This is a genomic window from Pseudomonas sp. SORT22 (assembly GCF_018417635.1).
In the GTDB taxonomy this organism is placed as follows: domain Bacteria; phylum Pseudomonadota; class Gammaproteobacteria; order Pseudomonadales; family Pseudomonadaceae; genus Aquipseudomonas.
Window position 1 is genome coordinate 2314411 of the sequence record NZ_CP071007.1, and the last position, 18230, is coordinate 2332640.

Annotated in this window: 17 protein-coding genes; 5 read left to right on the forward strand and 12 right to left on the reverse strand. The window is 64.7% G+C overall.

Annotated features, from left to right (window positions below):
- Positions 1 to 3 precede the first annotated feature (3 nt).
- Both JYG36_RS10785 and JYG36_RS10790 read right to left on the reverse strand, forming a co-directional pair.
- Positions 4 to 1014, reverse strand: a complete 1011-nt coding sequence (locus tag JYG36_RS10785) for an AraC family transcriptional regulator (RefSeq protein WP_213603894.1) — start codon at positions 1012 to 1014, stop codon at positions 4 to 6.
- Entirely contained in the window at positions 1011 to 1931 is a 921-nt protein-coding gene (locus JYG36_RS10790; protein ID WP_045195674.1) for a LysR family transcriptional regulator, read from the reverse strand. Before JYG36_RS10790 ends, JYG36_RS10785 begins: the two co-directional genes overlap by 4 nt.
- A gap of 97 nt (positions 1932 to 2028) precedes the next feature.
- On the opposite strand from JYG36_RS10790, the gene JYG36_RS10795 reads away from it, so the two are divergent.
- The 3 genes from JYG36_RS10795 (at position 2029) to JYG36_RS10805 (ending at position 6108) form a co-directional block, all read left to right on the forward strand.
- Positions 2029 to 2865 carry an AraC family transcriptional regulator gene (locus JYG36_RS10795; RefSeq protein ID WP_213603896.1) on the forward strand — a complete coding sequence of 279 codons (837 nt, stop codon included), beginning with the start codon at positions 2029 to 2031 and terminating at the stop codon, positions 2863 to 2865.
- Positions 2866 to 2974: 109 nt separating this feature from the next.
- Entirely contained in the window at positions 2975 to 4756 is a 1782-nt protein-coding gene (locus JYG36_RS10800) for a DUF1302 domain-containing protein (RefSeq protein ID WP_213603898.1), read from the forward strand.
- Positions 4757 to 4770: 14 nt separating this feature from the next.
- On the forward strand, positions 4771 to 6108 hold the full coding sequence (locus tag JYG36_RS10805; protein WP_213603900.1) for a DUF1329 domain-containing protein: 1338 nt from the start codon (positions 4771 to 4773) through the stop codon (positions 6106 to 6108).
- Positions 6109 to 6204: 96 nt separating this feature from the next.
- Here JYG36_RS10805 and JYG36_RS10810 read toward each other — a convergent pair whose 3' ends face one another.
- The 7 genes from JYG36_RS10810 to JYG36_RS10840 form a co-directional block, all read right to left on the reverse strand.
- Complete coding sequence (locus tag JYG36_RS10810; RefSeq protein WP_213603902.1) at positions 6205 to 8181, reverse strand: alkyl/aryl-sulfatase; 1977 nt, start codon at positions 8179 to 8181, stop codon at positions 6205 to 6207.
- A gap of 102 nt (positions 8182 to 8283) precedes the next feature.
- A complete protein-coding gene (locus tag JYG36_RS10815; RefSeq protein ID WP_045194331.1) occupies positions 8284 to 8898 on the reverse strand; it encodes an START domain-containing protein in 615 nt (204 codons plus the stop codon).
- A gap of 48 nt (positions 8899 to 8946) precedes the next feature.
- Positions 8947 to 10308: an LLM class flavin-dependent oxidoreductase gene (locus tag JYG36_RS10820; protein ID WP_213603904.1), complete on the reverse strand. Its 1362-nt coding sequence runs from the start codon at positions 10306 to 10308 to the stop codon at positions 8947 to 8949.
- 9 nt (positions 10309 to 10317) lie between these two features.
- Positions 10318 to 11298 (reverse strand): aliphatic sulfonate ABC transporter substrate-binding protein, encoded by a 981-nt coding sequence (locus JYG36_RS10825; RefSeq protein ID WP_045194328.1) that lies wholly within the window; start codon positions 11296 to 11298, stop codon positions 10318 to 10320.
- A 198-nt stretch (positions 11299 to 11496) separates the two neighbouring features.
- Entirely contained in the window at positions 11497 to 13440 is a 1944-nt protein-coding gene (locus tag JYG36_RS10830) for an autotransporter outer membrane beta-barrel domain-containing protein (RefSeq protein ID WP_213603906.1), read from the reverse strand.
- 108 nt (positions 13441 to 13548) lie between these two features.
- A complete protein-coding gene (locus tag JYG36_RS10835) occupies positions 13549 to 14232 on the reverse strand; it encodes a TetR/AcrR family transcriptional regulator (protein WP_093381261.1) in 684 nt (227 codons plus the stop codon).
- A 106-nt stretch (positions 14233 to 14338) separates the two neighbouring features.
- Positions 14339 to 14758, reverse strand: a complete 420-nt coding sequence (locus JYG36_RS10840; RefSeq protein WP_093381264.1) for a heme-binding protein — start codon at positions 14756 to 14758, stop codon at positions 14339 to 14341.
- A gap of 230 nt (positions 14759 to 14988) precedes the next feature.
- On the opposite strand from JYG36_RS10840, the gene JYG36_RS10845 reads away from it, so the two are divergent.
- Together JYG36_RS10845 and JYG36_RS10850 are read left to right on the forward strand one after the other, a co-directional pair.
- Complete coding sequence (locus JYG36_RS10845; RefSeq protein ID WP_038995914.1) at positions 14989 to 15600, forward strand: SCO family protein; 612 nt, start codon at positions 14989 to 14991, stop codon at positions 15598 to 15600.
- Positions 15600 to 16082, forward strand: coding sequence for a copper chaperone PCu(A)C (locus JYG36_RS10850; RefSeq protein WP_213603909.1), 483 nt, complete (start codon positions 15600 to 15602; stop codon positions 16080 to 16082). Before JYG36_RS10845 ends, JYG36_RS10850 begins: the two co-directional genes overlap by 1 nt.
- Positions 16083 to 16159: 77 nt before the next feature.
- On the opposite strand, the gene JYG36_RS10855 is transcribed toward JYG36_RS10850, so the two are convergent.
- Genes JYG36_RS10855 through glcF form a run of 3 tightly spaced genes read right to left on the reverse strand, consistent with a single transcriptional unit; the run spans position 16160 to position 18229 of the window.
- Positions 16160 to 16687 (reverse strand): cytochrome b/b6 domain-containing protein, encoded by a 528-nt coding sequence (locus JYG36_RS10855; protein WP_213603911.1) that lies wholly within the window; start codon positions 16685 to 16687, stop codon positions 16160 to 16162.
- Position 16688: 1 nt separating this feature from the next.
- On the reverse strand, positions 16689 to 16952 hold the full coding sequence (locus JYG36_RS10860) for a PepSY domain-containing protein (RefSeq protein ID WP_045194315.1): 264 nt from the start codon (positions 16950 to 16952) through the stop codon (positions 16689 to 16691).
- A gap of 41 nt (positions 16953 to 16993) precedes the next feature.
- Positions 16994 to 18229: a glycolate oxidase subunit GlcF gene (glcF, locus tag JYG36_RS10865; protein ID WP_213603912.1), complete on the reverse strand. Its 1236-nt coding sequence runs from the start codon at positions 18227 to 18229 to the stop codon at positions 16994 to 16996.
- Between the last annotated feature and the right edge of the window lies 1 nt (position 18230).

The following is an 18230-nucleotide window of genomic DNA, read 5'->3' on the forward strand; positions in this document are numbered from 1 at the left end:
CCCTCAGCGCCCGCGATAGGCCCCGGGCGCGCAGGCGAACCAGCGCAGGCAGGCGCGGTGAAAACTCTGCACGTCGCTGTAGCCGAGCTGGTCGGCGATCTGCACCAGCTCCAGCTCACTGCCGTGCAGCAGGTCTTCGGCGCGGTAGCGGCGGTATTCGTCCAGTAGCTCGGTATAACTCCAGCCCAGTGCTTTCAGGCGCCGGGCCGCGGTGCGTTCGAGCAGGTGCTGGTGGCTGCAGAATGTCGCCCAGCGCTCGCTGTCGGCAAGGCTCACGGCCAGGTGGTCGCTGGCCAGTTCCAGCAGGGTCGGCTGGCTGTTGCGCTGGGTTTGTTGCAGCAGCTCCACCAGCAACTGTTCCAGTGCCTGGTTGCCCGGCGTCAGCGCCTGTTCGAACACCTCTGGGTCAAGGCCGATGCTATGTTCGGCGTGGCCCCAGCTCACCGCCGTGCGCCAGGCGTGCGGATGCACGCGGGTGTCGGCCGGCGCCGGGTGGGCCAGCTCGATGGCGATGATCGGGTCCTGCTCCAGGCCGCTGGCCAGCAGTTTGCGGCGCAGCAGGCTGCACAGGCTGGTGAGCATGTAATCGGTGATCGGTGCTGTGGCCTTGAGGCTGCCGCAGTCCTGCAGGCGCAGGCTGACCTGGCCATTTTTACGCTCGATGCGGGCACGGAAATGGCCGTTGAAAAACGGAAAGTACTCGACAAAGTAGGCGCAGGCGCTGTCCAGCGAGGCGGCGACATCGAACAGGTAGGTCAGGCCGTTGGTGGCGGTGGAAACAAAACGCCGGCCGGCGGCCAGGCCGATAAAGGGGTCGTGGCTTTCGCTCAGGGCCAGGGTCCAGAAGCGCCGCGACAGCAGCAACGGCACGCGCAGGAACGGCGTGCGCAACTCGAACAGGCTGCGGCGAAACACTGCCTCGATCAGCGTTTGGCTCACCCCGCGTTGCTGCAGTTCCTCGATGGCTGGCAGCAGGGTCGGGGCGTAGAAGGCATTGGGCGGCACGGGCTTCATGAGCGGCTCACCAGCAATTGTTGATCGACACTGAGGATAGCCGCGATCATCGCCTGCGCCGCGGGCGTCAGGCTGTCGCCGGCGCGGCTGACGATGCCGTACTGCAGCTGCAGGTCAGGGTCGTTGGCATCCACATCGACGAAGCTCAGCAGCTGGATCTCACCGGCCTCGACCCGTTCGTGCAGGGCTTCGGCGGTGGCCAGGCCAATGGCGTCCGAGCGCATCACCACCCGGCGAATGGCATCGAACTGCGCACATTCGACGCTGGTGACAAAGTCTTGGGTACCCTGGGCGCGGGCGAGGATCTTGCGGATCATCGGCGGGATGCGCGTGCCGGCGATCGGGTAGTCGAGCAGGGCCCTGAGGGTGAGCCCGGCGCGCGCGGCCAGCGGGTGCCCGGCCCGGCAGAAAAACCGCCCGCGCCGTGGCCGCAGCGCCTGCACCTGGTAGCGCGGGTCGTCCTTGAAGTAGCGCGAGTCGGCCACCAGGAACTCGATCTGCTGCTCCTTGAGCCAGCTGCCCAGTTGCTCCCAGTCGCCCTGGTGAAAGCGCGCGCGCACCAGCGGGTGGTCGTGAATGAACTGCGCCAGCGCCTCGGGCACCAGCAACTGGGCCGGGTAGGGGCCGCTGCCGAAACTCAGCTCGCCGCCTTCCAGGCCGTTGTATTGCAGCAGCTCGTTGTGCAGGCTCTGGCTGCTGGCCAGCAGGCGCCGGGCGTGTTGCAGCACCAGTTGGCCCTGGCCGGTCAGGCGAAATTCACGGCTGCCACGCTCGACCAGGGCGCAATCCAGATCGCGTTCCAGGGTCTGGATGCTGCGGCTGAAGGCCGGCTGGCTAAGGTTGACGGCATCGGCAGCGCGCACGAACCCGCGATAATCGGCCAGGGCCACGAAGTGGCGAAGTTGTCGAAGGTCCATCATGCGCCCCTTGCATGCTACGGATACTTTTTATGCATTTGATCGATAGTGTAGCCGCTGGCATAACTCAGGGCCTGATCATTTTGCGTGACCTGCCATGCTTGCTTCGCCCTATGTCTGCGCCGCCTTGACCCGCACCCTGGTCGCTCATGCCCAGGGCTGCGGGCTGCCTGTGAACCTGCTGTTGCAACGGGCCGGCATGGAGCCTGCGCAGTTGCACGGGCAAAGCCGGATAGGGGCGGCGCAGGTCGAGCAGCTGTTGCGCGAATGCGAGGCCGCTGGCGCCGGTCATGAGTTCGGTTGCGAGCTGGTCCCGGGCATGGCCACCCATTCGCTGCAGGGGTTGAACATCCTGCTCGACTCGGCCGCCACCGTCGGCGACAGCCTTGAGTGTTTTATCCGCTACCTGCCACTGGTGACCAACTGCCTGCTGGTCAGCCTGGAGGCGTCGAGCCTGCACCTGCGCCGCTATCAGCAGCAACCCCATCACTACATGCTCGACGCCGTGGTACTGAGCCTGGTGCGCAACATCGCCCGACGCGCCGGGCGCATGCCGGCGCAGGTGTTCACTCAGGTCAGCGTGCTACCGCAGCAGGCGGCAGGACGCTGGTTGCAGGGCTGGGGCGTGGCGGTGGTCAGTGGCCCATGGTTGAGCCTGCAACTGGCGCCGGGCGCGCTCGAACTGGCGTTGCCCGGTGCCAATGCTTTTCTGCACCAGGGCATGCTGCGCCAGTGGCAAGGCGCGGGCCTGGCCGAGGTACGCGAAGACAGCCTGCACCTGGCTCGCCACTGGCTGGCGGCGGGCGACCAGCCCATCGAGCGAATTGCCGAACGCCTCGGCTACCGCCAGCCGAGCAATTTCATCCGGGCCTTTCGCAAGCAGTTCGGGGTCACGCCCAAGCAGTTTCGCCTGAGCGGATTGCAACCGGCCTAGGGGCATTTTTCGCAACGCCTTGATGATCGTTTTTTGTCGTGCGCCGCTTGCGTGTGGCGGCGGGCGCTTGGGCATCTTGATCGGGCTTGATCCCTATTGGAGCTCGATAATGACAACAACAAGCTCAACCCCATCACCTTTGCTGCTGACCTTGTTGGCGGCCTGCGCAGTACCGGCACAGGCCGCCAGTTTCGACATCATTGAAGACTGGAGTTTCACCACCCGCAGCACCTTGAGCCTGGGCAGCAGCTGGTCGACCCAGAGCCCCGACCGCCACCTGATGACCCGCGCCAATGCCCTGCAGGCCCAGGGCGTGAACGCCGATGGCACGGGCGTGAGTGCCGACGACAACCGCCTGAACTTCAAGAAGGGCGACCCGATCTCGCAAACCTTCAAGGGCCTGACCGATTTCAGCCTCGACGGCCAGGGCCAGGGCGCCTTTGTGCGCCTGAAGTACTGGTACGACCATGCCTATGAAACCGGCGACGGCCGCTTCAAGGATTTCGACGACAGCGGCTGGGATGACCTGGCCAGGTTCCAGGGCCTGCAAGTGCTCGACGCCTACCTGTGGAAAGACTTCGAGCTGGCCGGTCATCCGCTGAGTTTCAAGCTTGGCAAGCAGGTGCTGTCGTGGGGTGAGGCGCTGCTGATCCAGAACGGTATCAACGTCATCAACCCGCTGGACATCACCGCCTTCAACCGCCCCGGGGTCGAGATCAAGGAAGGCCAGCTGCCGGTGGAGATGCTCTCGTTCAGCTTCGGCGTATCTGACACTCTCAACCTTGAAGGTTTCTACCAGTACAACTGGCGCCCCAGCGTGCTCGATGGCTGCGGTACCTTCTTTGCCGGCAGCGATGTCATCCAGCCGGGCTGCGGGCCGCTGTACCTGGGCCAGGTGCTCACTGACCAGCAGATGCAGGCCAGCGGCCTGTACGCCAGTGCGCGTGGCAACGAGTCGCCGTCCGACAACGGCCAGTTCGGTTTTGCCCTGCGCCAGATGCTGCCGGTGCTCAATGATGCCGAGGCGGCGCTGTACTTCATCAACTACCACTCGCGCCTGCCGTACCTGACCCTCGATGCGCGCAACACCGCGCTGCCAGGGAATTTTCCCGGGGGCGGGCAGGGGCCTTCGTACGCTGCGGCCTTCCCCGAGAACATCCGCCTGTACGGGCTGAGCATCAACGGCGTCGAGCCCAACAGCGGCATATCGCTGGCGGCCGAACTCAGTTATCGGCCGAACATGCCGCTGAGTTTCAACGCCCCGGATGTCACCACCGCGGTGGTCTCCGGAGCGGCCGGCAACTCGTGGGTGCAGTTGCCCGAGGGCTTCAACATCCGCGCTGGCGATCGCCTGGATGGCTGGGAACGCAAAGGCGTGTGGCAACTGACCAGCTCGGCGACCCAGGCCATCGACAACGTGCTCGGCGCCACCCGCCTGAGCCTGTTCGGTGAAGTCGGCGTGGTGCATATCGACGGCCTCGGTGACGAGCGCCTGGGCCGCAATGCCGCCTTTGGCCGCAGCGCGCCGCGCAACGGCAGCACCTGCAACAGCGTCGCCTCTGGAGTGACCAACCGCTACTGCACCGACAAGGGCTTTGCCACCGACTGGTCCTGGGGCTATCGCCTGCGTGCCAGCCTTGAATACAGCGATGTGTTGCCCGGCGTGAACCTGATTCCGGCGGTCAACTGGCGCCATGACGTCGAGGGCTATTCCTACGACCCGCTCGGGCCGTTCCAGGAAGGCCAGCAGGCCCTGGGCCTGAGTCTTACCGCCAACTACCTCAACGATTACAGCGTGGAGCTGGCTTACAACAGCTTCTTCGGTTCCAACCACTACAGCACCCTTGATGACCGTGATTTTGCCTCGGTCAGCTTCAAGGTCGATTTCTAAGGAGAACAATAAAAATGCGTATCTATCCCCTGTTGTTGGCCCTGACCTGCGTCAGCGCCCTGGCCCAGGCCAAGAGCACAGACCTCGGCCCGTTGGACAAGACCCTCACACCCATGGGCTCGGAGCGCGCCGGCAATGCCGACGGCAGCATCCCGGCCTGGACCGGCGGCCTCGACAAAACCGCCGGCAGCCTCGATGGCAACGGCGGCTACAGTGACCCGTTCGCCAGTGAAAAGCCGCTGTTCACCATCACCGCGCAAAACCTCGGGCAGTACCAGAGTGCGCTCAGCCCCGGCCAGATAACGATGTTCAAGCGCTACCCGGGCAGCTACCAGATGCCGGTGTACCCGACCCATCGCAGTGCGCGCTTGCCCGCTGCGATACTTGCCGACAGCCGCAGCAACGCCAGCAAGACCACTCTCGCCGATGGCGGCAACGGCCTGCACGACTACACACGCGGTATTCCATTCCTGCTGCCGACCGAAGGCATGGAGGTGATGTGGAACCACATGACCCGCTGGCGTGGTGGCAGCTTTGAGCGCTTCAGCAGTATTGCCCTGGTGCGTGAGAACGGTGCGGTCAGCTATATCCGCGCGCAGTCGCTGGTAAGTTTTGCCCAAGCGGTCACCGGCCTTGAACCCAACGCCAATGTGCTGTTCATGTTCAAGAGCCGGGTGCTGGAGCCGGCGCGCCTGGCCGGCGAGACCGTGCTGGTGCACGAACCGCTCGACCAGGTCGTCGAGCCGCGTGCGGCCTGGCAATACCTGCCGGCGCAACGGCGAGTGCGACGGGCGCCGATGCTGGCTTATGACAACAGCGCGCGCTACAGCAACGGCCTGATCACCGCCGACAATATCGATGGCTTCAATGGCGCGCCGGACCGCTTTGACTGGAAGCTGATCGGCAAGCAGGAGTTGTACATTCCCTACAACAGCTATCGCCTGGGCAGCCGCGCCGTGAGGCTTGATGAACTGGTCAAGCCCAACCACATCAACCCGGCCTATACCCGCTATGAAAAGCATCGGGTCTGGGTGGTCGAAGCCACGCTCAAGCCCGGTGCCCGGCATATCTACAGCAAGCGCAGGTTTTATCTGGACGAAGACAGCTGGCAGATCGCCCAGGTGGATCAGTACGACAGCCGCGGCGAGTTGTGGCGCAGCTCGGAGCTGCATGCGATCCAGCACTATGATCACGACTTTACCTACAACGTGCTGGAGACTTCGTACGACCTGATCTCCGGGCGTTATTACGCCGGTGGCTTGAGCAACGAAGAGAAGGCGCCGATGCGCGTAGGGTTTACTGCCAGGACTGACGATTACACCCCTTCGCAATTGCGTCGCTGGGCCAAGTAGCACACGAGCCCTGCGGGCTCGATCGCCGGCAGGCCGGCTTCCACAGGTGCGGTGTACTCAGACCTGTGGTAGCTGGCTTGCCAGCGATGAGGGCCCTCAAGGCGTAACGATATTGAACTGCGGGCTGAAGCTGTCGAGGGTGCCCAGCAGTTCGGCGATTTTCTTGCCGTTGCCTTCGACCTTGATCAGGCCTTTTTGCATCGCCGTCGGGAAGTCCAGTTGCTTGAGGCTGATCTGTTCAAGGGTCGCCTTGTTCATGCTCAAGCTGGCATCGGCCTTGGGGTTCAGGCCCGCGCGGTGGGTCAGCACGCCATTGCGCAAGGTCAGGTTGTAGGCCTGGTCCGGGTCGGTAAAGCTCCAGTTCAGGTTCAGGTCATGGCCCACCGCCTTGTCGACATCGACGCGCACCGCCATGTAGTCGAAGAACATGTCCGCGGTCAGCGCCCGCACCATGTCCACCGACACCGAACTGCCCGCCTGGCTCGGCGGGCCATCGCGCAGTTCCATGGCACCGGTCAGGTACATGTTGCGCCAGGTGGCGTTCTCGCTCTGGTAACCGAGCTGTTCCAGCGCTTGCGCCTGAGTGCTGCGCGCCTGGGCGTTGTCGGGCTCGGCAAACAGCAGCTGGTTGCCCAGTTGCACCGCCCAGCGATACTCGCCCTTGTCCATCGCCGCATGCACCTTGGCCAGCACCGCCTCGCCGCCGCCCATGGCCTGGACATAGTGCCGGGCGCTCTCGACCGGCGGCAGCGGGTTGAGGTTGGCCGGGTTGCCGTCGTAAAAACCCATGTAGCGCTGGTACACCGCCCGCGCGTTGAAGCTCAGCGAGCCGTAGTAGCCACGGGCGTACCACTTGTTCGCCAGCTCCCCGGGCAGGGTCTGCATGTTCTGCGCGATTTCCATCGGCGTCAGGCCCTGGTTGAGCAAGTGCAAGGTGCGGTCGTTGAGGAAGGCATACATGTCGCGCTGGTCGGCGATCAGCGTACGCACTTGCTCTACGCCCCAGGTCGGCCAGTTGTGCTGGCCGAACAGCACCTCGGTCTTGTCGCCGTAACGGCTCAGGCTGGCGTCCAGGTACTGCGACCAGGCCTTGGCGTCACGTACCTGGGCGCCGCGCGGGGTGAGAATGTTGTGCAGGGTCTGCACCGCGTTTTCGGCAATGCCCAGGGCCTTGAACTGCGGCAGGTACAGGTTCATTTCCGCTGGCGCTTCGGTGCCCGGGGTCAGCTGGAACTCCAGTTCGATACCGGCCACGGTGCGGGTCTCGTAGGGCTTGCTGATCAGCTCGGTGGGTTCGATCAGGGTGATGGTGCCACCGGTGGTCAAGCCCTTGCCGATCCCGGTGTCGACCTGGCCCTGGGGCCCGCGCGGCAGGTACAGGCCGAACTGGTACTGGGCGCGCCGGCTCATGGCGTTGCCGGCATAGACGTTCTCGCTCATCACGTGTTCCATGAAGCCGCTGGGGGCGAACACCTTGACCTTGCCGGCCTTGACGTCGGCCTCGTCGATGACCCCGCGCACGCCGCCAAAATGGTCGGTGTGGCTGTGGCTGTAGATCACCGCCACCACCGGTTTTTGCGGGCGGTTCTGGTAGTACAGCTGCAGCGCGGCGCGGGCGGTTTCGGCGGTGGTCAGCGGGTCGATGATGATCAGCCCGTCGTCGCCTTCGATGATCGTCATGTTGGCCAGGTCCAGGCCGCGCACCTGGTACAAACGTGGCGCGACCTCGAACAAGCCGGCATGGGCGTTGAGCTGTGCCAGGCGCCAGAGGCTGGGGTTGACGCTGTCGGGGCTGTCTTGGGCGGCGAGAAATTTGTAGTCCTCAAGGCTCCATACCGGCTTGCCGGCGGCATCGCTGATCTTGCCGGTGAACGGCGCAACCAGGCCACGGGTAGCGGCCTGGTAGTCGGCGCGGTCGGCAAACGGCAGTTGGCTCAGCACTGCGGCATTGCTGCTGCGCGTCGGTTCGCTGGCGCTGGCCGGGGCCTGGGCGGCGTGCAGGGGCTGGCTCAGGCACCACGCTGTGATCAGGCAGGCCAGGCGGGTACGTGGGTGCAGGGTTGGGAAGGGCATGGCAACTCCATTTTTTGTCGTTATGGCACACCCTTTCGAGCCTAAGGCTCGGGTGCGGGCCGCCAACAAGCCGCGGACGACAAAAACCATGCAGGGCGCTGTTCAGGGCGCTGAGCCACCCTGGCGCTCGGCCACCGCGCGCAAGGTGCGCAAGGACACGCTGGGGGCATCGAGGACGAACTGGTTGGCCAGCCACGAGGGAATGTCGCCGGCCGGATCGGCCTGCAGTTGGTAGGTCACTTCGGTGAGTTGCTCGCCCTTGGGCACGAAGGTCCACAGGCCCTGGAGCTGGCGCACGCGGATCTGCCCCGGCACATGCTTGACCATGCCCGGCACGGCCTTGATGCGCCGTACCAGGCTGCCGTCGTCGCGGCGCTCGCTCTGCACCTGGATGACCATGTCGCGGGTGCTGGCCGGCCAGGGCAGGGCGGTGGTCAGGTAGACCCAGGTGCTGTCGCCCTCGACCTTGAGCAGGCGCATGTCGGCGCAGCCGTACAGCCATTTGCAGGCAACCCGCAGGTTTTCCTGCAGCTCGCTCAAGGTCGACACGCTGGCCTTGATCAACGCCACGCCGCGAAACTGCTGGTAGGGCGAACCCGGCACCTCGCTGAGGTACACCTGGATGCCGTCTTCATCCTGCGCCAGGTGCCACTGTTCAGTGGCGCTGGCGCCGCTGCTGAGGGCCAGCAACAGGCACAAGACAAGGCGAAGGCGCATGAACAGGCTCCAGCGGTTGGGCGACTGTTCAGAGCATAGTGCCTGGGATCAGATCTGGACGAGCCGGCCCTTGTGTTCGGCCTGCAAACGGTCACCGCGGCCGAACAGCTTGTGGCGCAAGGTTCCGTCTTCATATGCCGTGCGATAACGGCCGCGGCGTTGCAGCTCGGGCACCACCTGCTCGACCACCGCGTGCAGGTCGTCGGGCATTACCGCATAGGTGAGGTTGAAACCGTCGATACCGGTGTGGTCGAGCCAGTCTTCCAGTTGATCGGCAATCTCTGACGCTGAACCGAGCAACACCGGGCCGCGGCCGCCGAGGCTGACGAACTCGGCCGCTTCGCGCACGGTCCAGCGCCGGTTCGGGTCGGCCTTGGTGAACACCGCCAGGGCAGTGCGGCCGGCGTCGTTGTCGATGTACTCGATCAACGCGTCGGGGTCGACCCCTGCGAAGTCGATGCCGGTCCAGCCCGACAGCAGGGTCAGCGCCGCCTCGACGTCCACGTACTGGCGGTACTCCTGCAGCCTGGCCTCGGCCGCCTGGCGACTGTCGGCGACGATCAGCAGCGCCTGGGCGTAGATCAGCACGTCCTGTTCAGGCCGGCCGGCGTCGCGGGTGGCCTTGCGGATGCCTTCTACATAGCCGCTCAGCGCCGCCTGGGTCGGCGCACTGATAAACACGCATTCGGCATGGTCGGCGGCAAAGCGCAGGCCGCGCGGCGAGGCGCCGGCCTGGAACAGCACCGGCGTGCGCTGCGGCGAAGGCTGGCTCAGGTGAATGCCGGGCACCTGGAAGTGCGCGCCCTGGTGGTTGATCGGGTGCACCCGGGCCGGGTCGAGGAACTGGCCGCTGGCGCGGTCCTGCAACACGGCATCGTCGTCCCAGCTTTTTTCCCAGAGCTTGTACAGCACCTGCAGGTATTCCTCGGCCAGCTCGTAGCGCTCGTCGTGGCCCAGTTGCCGCGCCAGGCCGAGGTTGCGTGCGGCGCTGTCGAGGTAACCGGTGACGATGTTCCAGCCCACCCGCCCGGCGCTCAGGTGATCGAGCGTGGACATGCGCCGGGCGAAGGGGTACGGGTGCTCGTAGGTCAGCGAAAAGGTGATGCCAAAGCCCAGGTGTTCGGTGACCCCGGCCATGGCCGGGACGATCAGCAGCGGGTCGTTGACCGGTACCTGCACGCCGCCGCGCAGGGCGCCGTCGGCGCTGCCCTGGTAGACGTCATAGATACCCAGCACATCGGCAATGAACAGCGCATCGAACAGCCCGCGTTCGAGCAGGCGGGCGAGGTCGGTCCAGTAACCCAGGCGATTGAAATCGACGCTGGTGTTGCGCGGATGGCGCCACAGCCCGGGGGACTGGTGGGTGGCGGCGTTCATGCTGAAAGCGTTGAAGCGGATGGTCTTGGACATGGTCTGTACTCAGGGCAGGACCGACACCGGGTAGACCGCATCGGCCACCTTCAGCGCTTTGGGGATCAGGCCCAGGCCCTGGAAGGTGTCGGCAAGCTTCTGCTGCTCGGCGGTGATTTTTGCGTCAATGGCCACGGCGTTGTAGTTGCGCCGCTCGCTGGCCACCTGCAGCACATCGGCGCCGATACCCAGTTGCGGTGCCAGCAGGGCAGCGACTTCGTCGGGCTTCTGGTTGGCCCAGTTGCTGACCTTGGCCAGTTCGCTGAAGAAGGTCTTCAGCAGCGCGCGGTTGTCGTCGGCAAAGGCCGCCGAGGACAGGTAGAAGGTGCGGTTGTTGGACAGCCCGCTGCCGTCGCGCAGGTTCTTCAGGCCCGGTTGTTGTTCGGCGGCGGCGAGGAACGGGTCCCACAGGGTCACGGCCTGGACGCTGCCGGACTGCAGTGCGGCCACGGCGTCGGCGGCATTGTTGACGTAGGCCGGGGTGATGTCCTTGTAGCTCAGGCCGGCATCCTGCAGGGCCACGGCCAGCAGGTACTGGGCGTTCCAGCCGCGACCGGTGGCCACGCGCTGGCCCTTGAGGGCGGCGACGTTGGCGATGTGGTCCTGGTCGCGCACCACCAGGCCGATGCCCTTGGGGTAGGGCTGCTCGGCGGCCAGGTACACCACCGGCTTGCCGGCAGCCTGGGCAAATACCGAGGGTGCATCGGCGGCATGGCCAAGGTCGATGGCGCCGGTGCTCAGCGCTTCAAGCAACTGCGGGCCGGCGGCGAATTCGTACCAGCTGACTTTCACCCCTTGTGGCTCCAGGGCTTTTTCCAGGGCGCCGCTGCCTTTGAGGATGTTGATGCTGTTGAACTTCTGGTAGCCGATGCGCAAGGTCTTGCTCGCTTCGGCATGGGCCAGCGGGGCGGGCAGGATCAGCGCCGCCAGGGCGGCAAACAGGCCGCCGGTGAGCAGGCGACGCAGAGGGGAATGGGGCGTGTGCGACATGGGCGGACTCCTGGGATTCAAGGGCAAGGCATGCCCGAAAATATAAGGAGCCCGCGCAGGCCCTTCAATTTGTTTATTCCAAATTGTTAGATTGTTTTGTTATTTTTATATCCTTTTATTCCTGTGGGAGCGGGCTTGCCCCGCGATTGCGATATGACTGACAGACCGCTATCGCGGGGCAAGCCCGCTCCTACAGGGTTAAAATTGCCATTGCACGCCCAGGGAATAGCCAGCCTGATTACCTTCGCTATGGGCAAAGCGGCTGTTGACCTCGGCAAACACCCCCAACTGCTCGGTGAACATCAACTGTGCGCCCACTTGCGCGCGACCAAAGTTCTTGTCGACGCTGCCCATGTCCGCTACCCGCACACGGCCGTCGGCATTGCTGGTGAGGTCGATCTGGTCCAGGCGGCCATCGGCCAGTTCGCGTACCCAGCGCACGCTGGCGTAGGGTTGCAGGGCCATGTTCGCCCCCAGGCCGACGCTGCCATGCAGGCGCCAGCCGAGGCTGGCTTCGAGGGCGTCGTAGTTCTGCTTTTCGTAGCCCAGGGCAGTGCGCAGGGCCTGGTCTTCGTGGAAGTCATCGATGCGGTAGTGCATGTAGTCCAGGCCCGCCACCGGGCCGGTCTTCAAGGCGCCGAAGCTGAAGTCGTAGCCGCCGTCGAGCCGCGCGCCCCAGAACCACGCCGAGGTGTCGCCGGACAGGCGCTGGTCGAGCAGCACCGGGCCGTTGCTGGCCTGGATGTACACCGAGCGCTTGGTATCAAAGCTTGTATGCCCGGCGCTCAGCTCGCCGGCCAGCCATTGCGGGCCGCCGTCGTTGAGCAGGGCAAACAGCCCGGCCTGCCAGGCGTCGCCTTCGATGCGCCCGCCGTGGTCGAGGGCGTCGCGGCTGCGCTGGAAGCTCAGGCTGGCACCGACAGTCAGGGCGTCATTGAGACGGTAATCGCCAACGCCATAAACGCCCACGCGTTTCGACTCGGGGTTGCCCGGCGCATCGAAACCGCTGTCTGGCGAAACTTCGCCTTCGACACCCACTTCACCATCAAAGCTGCCGACCGCCCGTGTGGCGTCCAGCAGGCTCAGCCAGCGGCGGTCATGCAGGCGGGTCAGGGCCTGGTGCTGGCGTTGCAACTGGTCTTCCATCTGCCGCGCCATAGCGCCGCCGGAGGCGGTAGAGGCGAGCAGGTCGGCGTTGGTCAGTTCCAGCACCAGGCGTGTCAGCAACCGCGAGAAGTCGCTCAGGCGCTGGTCGATGCGCTGCTGGCCGAAGGCGTTGGTCAGCACTTGCTGGTTGTCTTCAGCCGGGTCGTGCCAGGTCGAGCCGCCGGGGATCGCCGGGTTGTCGGTCTGCTCGTAGCCGTCCAGTTCACCCAGCTCCCAATTGGTGGCCTCGATGAACAGCACCGGCACGTTGAGGCTGTTGAAGCTTTCGCCGTCGCTGCAGCAGCCGGTGCCGGCCGGGTATTCGGGGTTCAGGCCGGGGTTGGTGAACAGCGCGATGTTCATCTCCTGGGCGATGCGCAGCAACTGGTCGCGGTAGGCGCCCAGGGCCGGGTTGGCGATGCTGTTGCTGGCGGCGTGGGCGTACATCTTGTCGCCGGTGATCAGGCTGTCGAGGTTGATCATGCCCAACAGGTTGGCGCGCTGGCTGTCGCTCAATGATGCGACATAGGCGCGCGAACCGCGCAGGCCTTCTTCTTCGGCACCAAAACCGACCACTTCCAGGCCGTTCTCCAGGGCCACGCCGCCCAGGTTGCGGGCGATCTCGGTGAGCACGGCGGCGCCCGAGGCGTTGTCGTCCAGGCCTTGCAGGGTTGGGCGGCCGAAGTAGGTGTCGTAGTGGGCGCCGAGCACCACGTAGGTGCTGTTCTGGCCCGCGGCGGAGGCGATGACGTTCTGCGAACTGCGGTTGCCGGCCCAGGTGAAGTCCTGGCGGCGGGTCTGGTAGCCGAAGCCCAGTTGCGTTTGCATCAGGGCGGTAGCACCTTCGAAACTGGCGGTACCGCGGTAACGTCCGGGGTAGTCGTTGATCAGACGGTCCAGGGTCTGCCCGGCATATTGCCCATATTCATAGGCGCTGGCGCCGGAGGACAACATTGCACAACCCAGGCTTACAGCGACTGCTAACGGTTTGAACACGGCACTTTTCCTTATGTGTCGTTACGAAAGGCGCATCATAGGATGCGTCGCCTCGCAGTAAGCAGGATGTGTACCGTTTTGTGACTGATGTAGGAAATTTATCCGGTTTTAGGCGTTTATCACTCCACGCAGCAACAGTTGCGTGAGGGTCTGCGCGCCCGCTTCCAGCTCGCTCTCGTTGATCTTGCCGACACCGCCGGCCATCAGTTGCGAGCCGAAATTAGCGTAGGCCAGGGTGGTTGCCCACAGGCTGATCAGCAGGTGCTGCGGGTCGAGCGCCGCCAACTGGCCACGGGCAATCCACTGGCGCAGGCAATCGAGGCTGCGCTCGACCTCACCCTGCAGATGTTCGATATGGCTGCCAGGCAACTGCCGCGCGCCGTGCAGCAATTCAGCCGCCAGCACTTTCGCCGCCCAGGGCTGCTTGCGGATCAGCCGCAGGTTGGCGCGGATCATGCCGCCCAGGGCGGGGCCGGGTTCGCTGTCGGGCTGCAGCAGGGCGAAAGCCTGCAGGTAGGGCACGGCGACCATCTCCAGCACCTGCTGGTAGAGGTTCTGCTTGGAGCTGAAGTAGTAGTTGATATTGGCCTTGGGCAGCCCGCTCGAGCGCGCCACATCGCCAATGGTGGTGGCGGCGAAGCCCTTGCAGGCAAAGCTTCTGGCCGCCTCGCGCAGGATCCGCGCACGGTTGCGCCGCCCGGTACTGTTGGGCTTGATCGGTGCCGGGCTGGCCGGCTCGTAGACCTCGAGGTGCGAAGGGTCAGGGGCGCCCGGGTAACTTGACTGGTCCATCTGCGGCCTGCTGATCGCGTACAATTTTCGTAATATACAAAATTATATAGCGATAGGCGCAGGCTTTCCCAGTCAGGCGACCGTGGCGAAAAAAAACGAGGGGGTTTTAGCTGCCCAGGGTCGCCAGCAACGCGGCGATCGCCACCTTGGCCACCTGCGCATCCTGCTCCGACCTGACCCCGGAAACACCCACCGCGCCGATCACCTGACCGTCCACCCGCAGCGGCACGCCGCCTTCGAGGGTGGCGTTGAGCACCGGCACCGAGAGAAAGGCCGTGCGCCCGCCGTTGATGATGTCTTCATAGACCTTGCTGTCCTTGCGCCCCAGAGCCGCGGTGCGGGCTTTTTCCTGGGCGATGTAGGCGCTGATCGGCGGGCAGCCGTCCAGGCGTTCGAGGGCCAGCGGGTGGCCGCCGTCATCGACCACGGCGATGCTCACCGGCCACTGGTTGGCCTGGGCTTCGACGCGGGCGGCGGCAAGCAGTTGCGCGACTTCGTGTTGGGTCAGTACGGCCTTGCTGAGCATGGGGAGGGCTCCACGAGTGAGAGGCGAGCAGGATGCGTCATTATTACCGTAGACGTTGCCGGATGTTTCTTGTCACTGCCTGCGACAACAGGCCGCACCCCGTAATTACTGGGATACAGACGTACGGGGCGCTGCGCGCTGGAACCTGCGTCCGCCACCATGACAAAATGCGAAGGTTTCTCGACATGCCCTCTATCCAGGGGCTGGCACCTTCCCGAAAGGATGGTTACATGACTGATTTACTGACCCGGCGCCAGGTTGTTGCCGGGATCAGCCTGCTGGGCCTCGGCGCCCTTGCAGGTTGCGACCCCCGTTCCGGTGGCGCGCTGGACTTCAAGTACGGCAAGGACATGAGCAACAAGATCCTCGGCCGTTCGTTCAAGCTCAAGGATACCCAAGGCAACGTCCGTACCCTCTCGAGTTTCTGGGGTTCGATGCCGATGGTGTTCTTCGGTTTCACCCAGTGCCCGGCGGTGTGCCCGACCACCCTGGCGCGCGCGGTGCAGATCAAGAAGCTGATGGGCCGCGATGCAGGCTTTTTGCAGGTGGTGTTCATCAGCCTCGACCCCGAGCGCGATACCCCCGAGGTGCTCGACGCCTACGTCAAGGCCTTCGACCCCTCGTTCGTGGCGTTGTCCGGCACCCTCGAAGAAACCGCGGCAGCCGCCCGCGAGTTCGGTGTGTTCTACGAGAAGGTGCCAGCAGGCGATACCTATACCATCTCGCACACCTCGACCAGCTACGTCTTCGATTCCCGCGGCCAACTGCGCCTGGGCCTGTCCCATTCGCTCAATGCAAAAGAGTGCGCAGAAGACCTGCTCACTGTCATGGAGGTGTGTTAATGCTTCGCAACCCTGTCAAACGTACCCTGGCCGCGCTGGCCCTGATCGGCCTGGCCCTGCCGGCCATGGCCGAAACCACTGTCAGCGACGCCTGGGCGCGTGCTACCGTGCCCAACCAGAAGTCCAGCGGTGCTTTCATGACCCTCACCGCCAGCACCGACAGCAAGCTGCTCAGCGTCGCTTCGCCGGTGGCCAGGACCGTGCAGGTGCACCAGATGACCATGGAAAACGACGTGATGAAAATGGGCGAGGTCGACAGCCTGGCGCTGCCGGCCGGCAAGGCGGTGAGCCTTGACCCCAACGGTTATCACGTGATGCTCATGGACCTCAACCAGCAACTCAAGGAAGGCGAGCACGTGCCGCTGACCCTGGTGGTCGAGGATGCCAAGGGCGTCAAGCAGACCATCGAAGTGAAAGCGCCGGTGCGGGCGTTGAATGCGCAAGTCATGCATGGGCATGATCACCAGCCTATGCAGCACTGATAGAGGGCTGCTGCGCAGCCCATCGCTGGCAAGCCAGTTCCACAGTTCGGTGGATGCTGGCTTGACCCGCGATCGTTTCAGCGCCGCCGGCGCCTGCCGGTGACCATCGACAGCGGCAGGTTCTCCCTCAGCCGCCAGCTCTCGAACAGCGCCGCCGCAATGTGCAGGCACACCAGCGCCAACAGGGCATCGGCCATCAACTCGTGAATATCGCGCAGGCCGTCGTCGCCCCAGAAGTAGTAGATCTCTTCCATCATGAAGCCGCTGACGCCAAGGCCGGCCATCAGCAGCAACATCAGCACCATCACCAGCGCGCCCAACGGCGAATGGCCGAGGCGGTGGTAGTCTTGGCCGCTGAACAGGGCCTGCAAGTGCCACTTCAAGCGCGTGGGCGTTGGCCAGAAGTGCGCCCAGCGCGCCGCCGGGCTGCCGACAAAGCCCCAGACACTGCGCAGCAGTACGATCGTCAGGCCGTAATAGCCCAGCCAGCGGTGCCAGCCATCGCCTTCTTCGGTGAGAAAATAGCCGCCGACAAACACCACCACCAGCGACCAGTGGCACACGCGCACCAGTGGGTCCCAGAGGCGCAGGCTATCGTCGCTCACCTCAGTCGATCTCTTCCTTGACCTTCTTGCCGGTGACCGGGTCGAAGTAGATCTCGACTTTTTTACCGTCTTTGTTCTTGCCGTAGATCTCGTAGCAATTGCCCTTGGTGACCTTGAACTCCTTGATCTCGTAGCCCTGCTTTTTCAGTTCTTCCTGAAAGTTGTTCTGGTCCTGCCATTGGTTCTTTTCAGCAGTGCTGCATTCGGTCTTGGCCAGGACGGCGGGGCTGATGACCAGCAGTGAGACAAGCAGAAGATGACGCATGACGAGTCCTCGGGTTGTCGAACAGGGGTGCCCGTTTGAGCTTATGCCAGGCTTGGCGACTTCGCTAGCGCCTCGTCCACCAGCTCGATCCAGTGCCGCACCGGGGTGCGCCCGGCGCCATCGAGGTGGGTCTGGCAGCCGATATTGGCGCTGACGATGACATCCGGCCGGCCGCTTTCCAGGGCATCGAGCTTGTTGTCGCGCAGTTGCCTGGCCAGTTGCGGCTGGGTCAGCGAATAGGTGCCCGCCGAGCCGCAGCACAGGTGGCCGTCGGGCACATTGCTGAGGTTGAAACCCAGGCGCTTGAGCAGGGCCTCGACGCTGCCGCCAAGCTTCTGCGCATGCTGCAGGCTGCACGGGCAATGCACTGCCAGCAGCTGGCCGCTGTGGCAGGTCAGTTTATCCAGGGGCTCGGCCGCGACGACCTCGACCAGGTCCCTGGCCAGTTCGCTGACCCGCCGGGCTTTGCTTGCGTACTGCGCATCGCCGTGCAGCAGCTTGGCGTAGTCCTTGACGAAGGCGCCGCAACCGCTGGCGGTTTGCACGATGGCTTCGGCGCCGGCCTCGATGGCCGGCCACCACGCGTCGATGTTGTGCCGGGCGCGTTCAAGGCCACGGGCTTGGGCATCGAGGTGATAGTCGACGGCGCCACAGCAGCCGGCTTGGGGCGTGGCGGTAACGCTGATACCCAGGCGATCGAGCACCCGCGCCGTGGCGGCGTTGGTGTTGGGCGACAGGCCCGGTTGCACGCAGCCTTCAAGCAGCAGCACCCGCCGCTCATGGTGCGCTTGCGGGCGCGCCTGGGCCGTGGCTGGCGAGCGCGGCAGCTTGCCCTTGAGCGCTGCCGGCAGCAGGCTGTCGACGCTGCGCCCCAGTTGCACCAGGCGCTTGAACGCTGTCGGGTGGCTGGCCAGGTTACGCAGGCCGCTGCGCAAGGCCCGCTGCAGCGGCGGGCGGGCCACCGCCTGGTCGACCACGGCGCGGCCGATGTCCAGCAGGTTGTGGTAATCGACCCCGGACGGGCAGGTGGTTTCGCAGTTGCGGCACGACAGGCAGCGGTCCAGGTGCAGTTGGGTCTTGGCGCTGGCCGGCTGGCCTTCGAGCACCTGCTTGATCAGGTAGATGCGCCCGCGCGGGCCGTCCAGTTCGTCGCCGAGCAATTGATAGGTCGGGCAGGTGGCGTTGCAAAAGCCGCAGTGCACGCAACTGCGCAGGATGCGCTCGGCCTCTTCGGCGCGGGCCAGACGTTTGGCGGCATCGCTCAGGGTGGTTTGCATG

Excerpts from the sequence above, each read along its gene's own strand:
- JYG36_RS10785 (WP_213603894.1), bottom strand. The coding sequence starts at position 1,014 with ATGAAGCCCGTGCCGCCCAATGCCTTCTACGCCCCGACCCTGCTGCCA.
- JYG36_RS10790 (WP_045195674.1), bottom strand. The coding sequence starts at position 1,931 with ATGGACCTTCGACAACTTCGCCACTTCGTGGCCCTGGCCGATTATCGC.
- JYG36_RS10795 (WP_213603896.1), top strand. The coding sequence starts at position 2,029 with ATGCTTGCTTCGCCCTATGTCTGCGCCGCCTTGACCCGCACCCTGGTC.
- JYG36_RS10800 (WP_213603898.1), top strand. The coding sequence starts at position 2,975 with ATGACAACAACAAGCTCAACCCCATCACCTTTGCTGCTGACCTTGTTG.
- JYG36_RS10805 (WP_213603900.1), top strand. The coding sequence starts at position 4,771 with ATGCGTATCTATCCCCTGTTGTTGGCCCTGACCTGCGTCAGCGCCCTG.
- JYG36_RS10810 (WP_213603902.1), bottom strand. The coding sequence starts at position 8,181 with ATGCCCTTCCCAACCCTGCACCCACGTACCCGCCTGGCCTGCCTGATC.
- JYG36_RS10815 (WP_045194331.1), bottom strand. The coding sequence starts at position 8,898 with ATGCGCCTTCGCCTTGTCTTGTGCCTGTTGCTGGCCCTCAGCAGCGGC.
- JYG36_RS10820 (WP_213603904.1), bottom strand. The coding sequence starts at position 10,308 with ATGTCCAAGACCATCCGCTTCAACGCTTTCAGCATGAACGCCGCCACC.
- JYG36_RS10825 (WP_045194328.1), bottom strand. The coding sequence starts at position 11,298 with ATGTCGCACACGCCCCATTCCCCTCTGCGTCGCCTGCTCACCGGCGGC.
- JYG36_RS10835 (WP_093381261.1), bottom strand. The coding sequence starts at position 14,232 with ATGGACCAGTCAAGTTACCCGGGCGCCCCTGACCCTTCGCACCTCGAG.
- JYG36_RS10840 (WP_093381264.1), bottom strand. The coding sequence starts at position 14,758 with ATGCTCAGCAAGGCCGTACTGACCCAACACGAAGTCGCGCAACTGCTT.
- JYG36_RS10845 (WP_038995914.1), top strand. The coding sequence starts at position 14,989 with ATGACTGATTTACTGACCCGGCGCCAGGTTGTTGCCGGGATCAGCCTG.
- JYG36_RS10850 (WP_213603909.1), top strand. The coding sequence starts at position 15,600 with ATGCTTCGCAACCCTGTCAAACGTACCCTGGCCGCGCTGGCCCTGATC.
- JYG36_RS10860 (WP_045194315.1), bottom strand. The coding sequence starts at position 16,952 with ATGCGTCATCTTCTGCTTGTCTCACTGCTGGTCATCAGCCCCGCCGTC.
- glcF (WP_213603912.1), bottom strand. The coding sequence starts at position 18,229 with ATGCAAACCACCCTGAGCGATGCCGCCAAACGTCTGGCCCGCGCCGAA.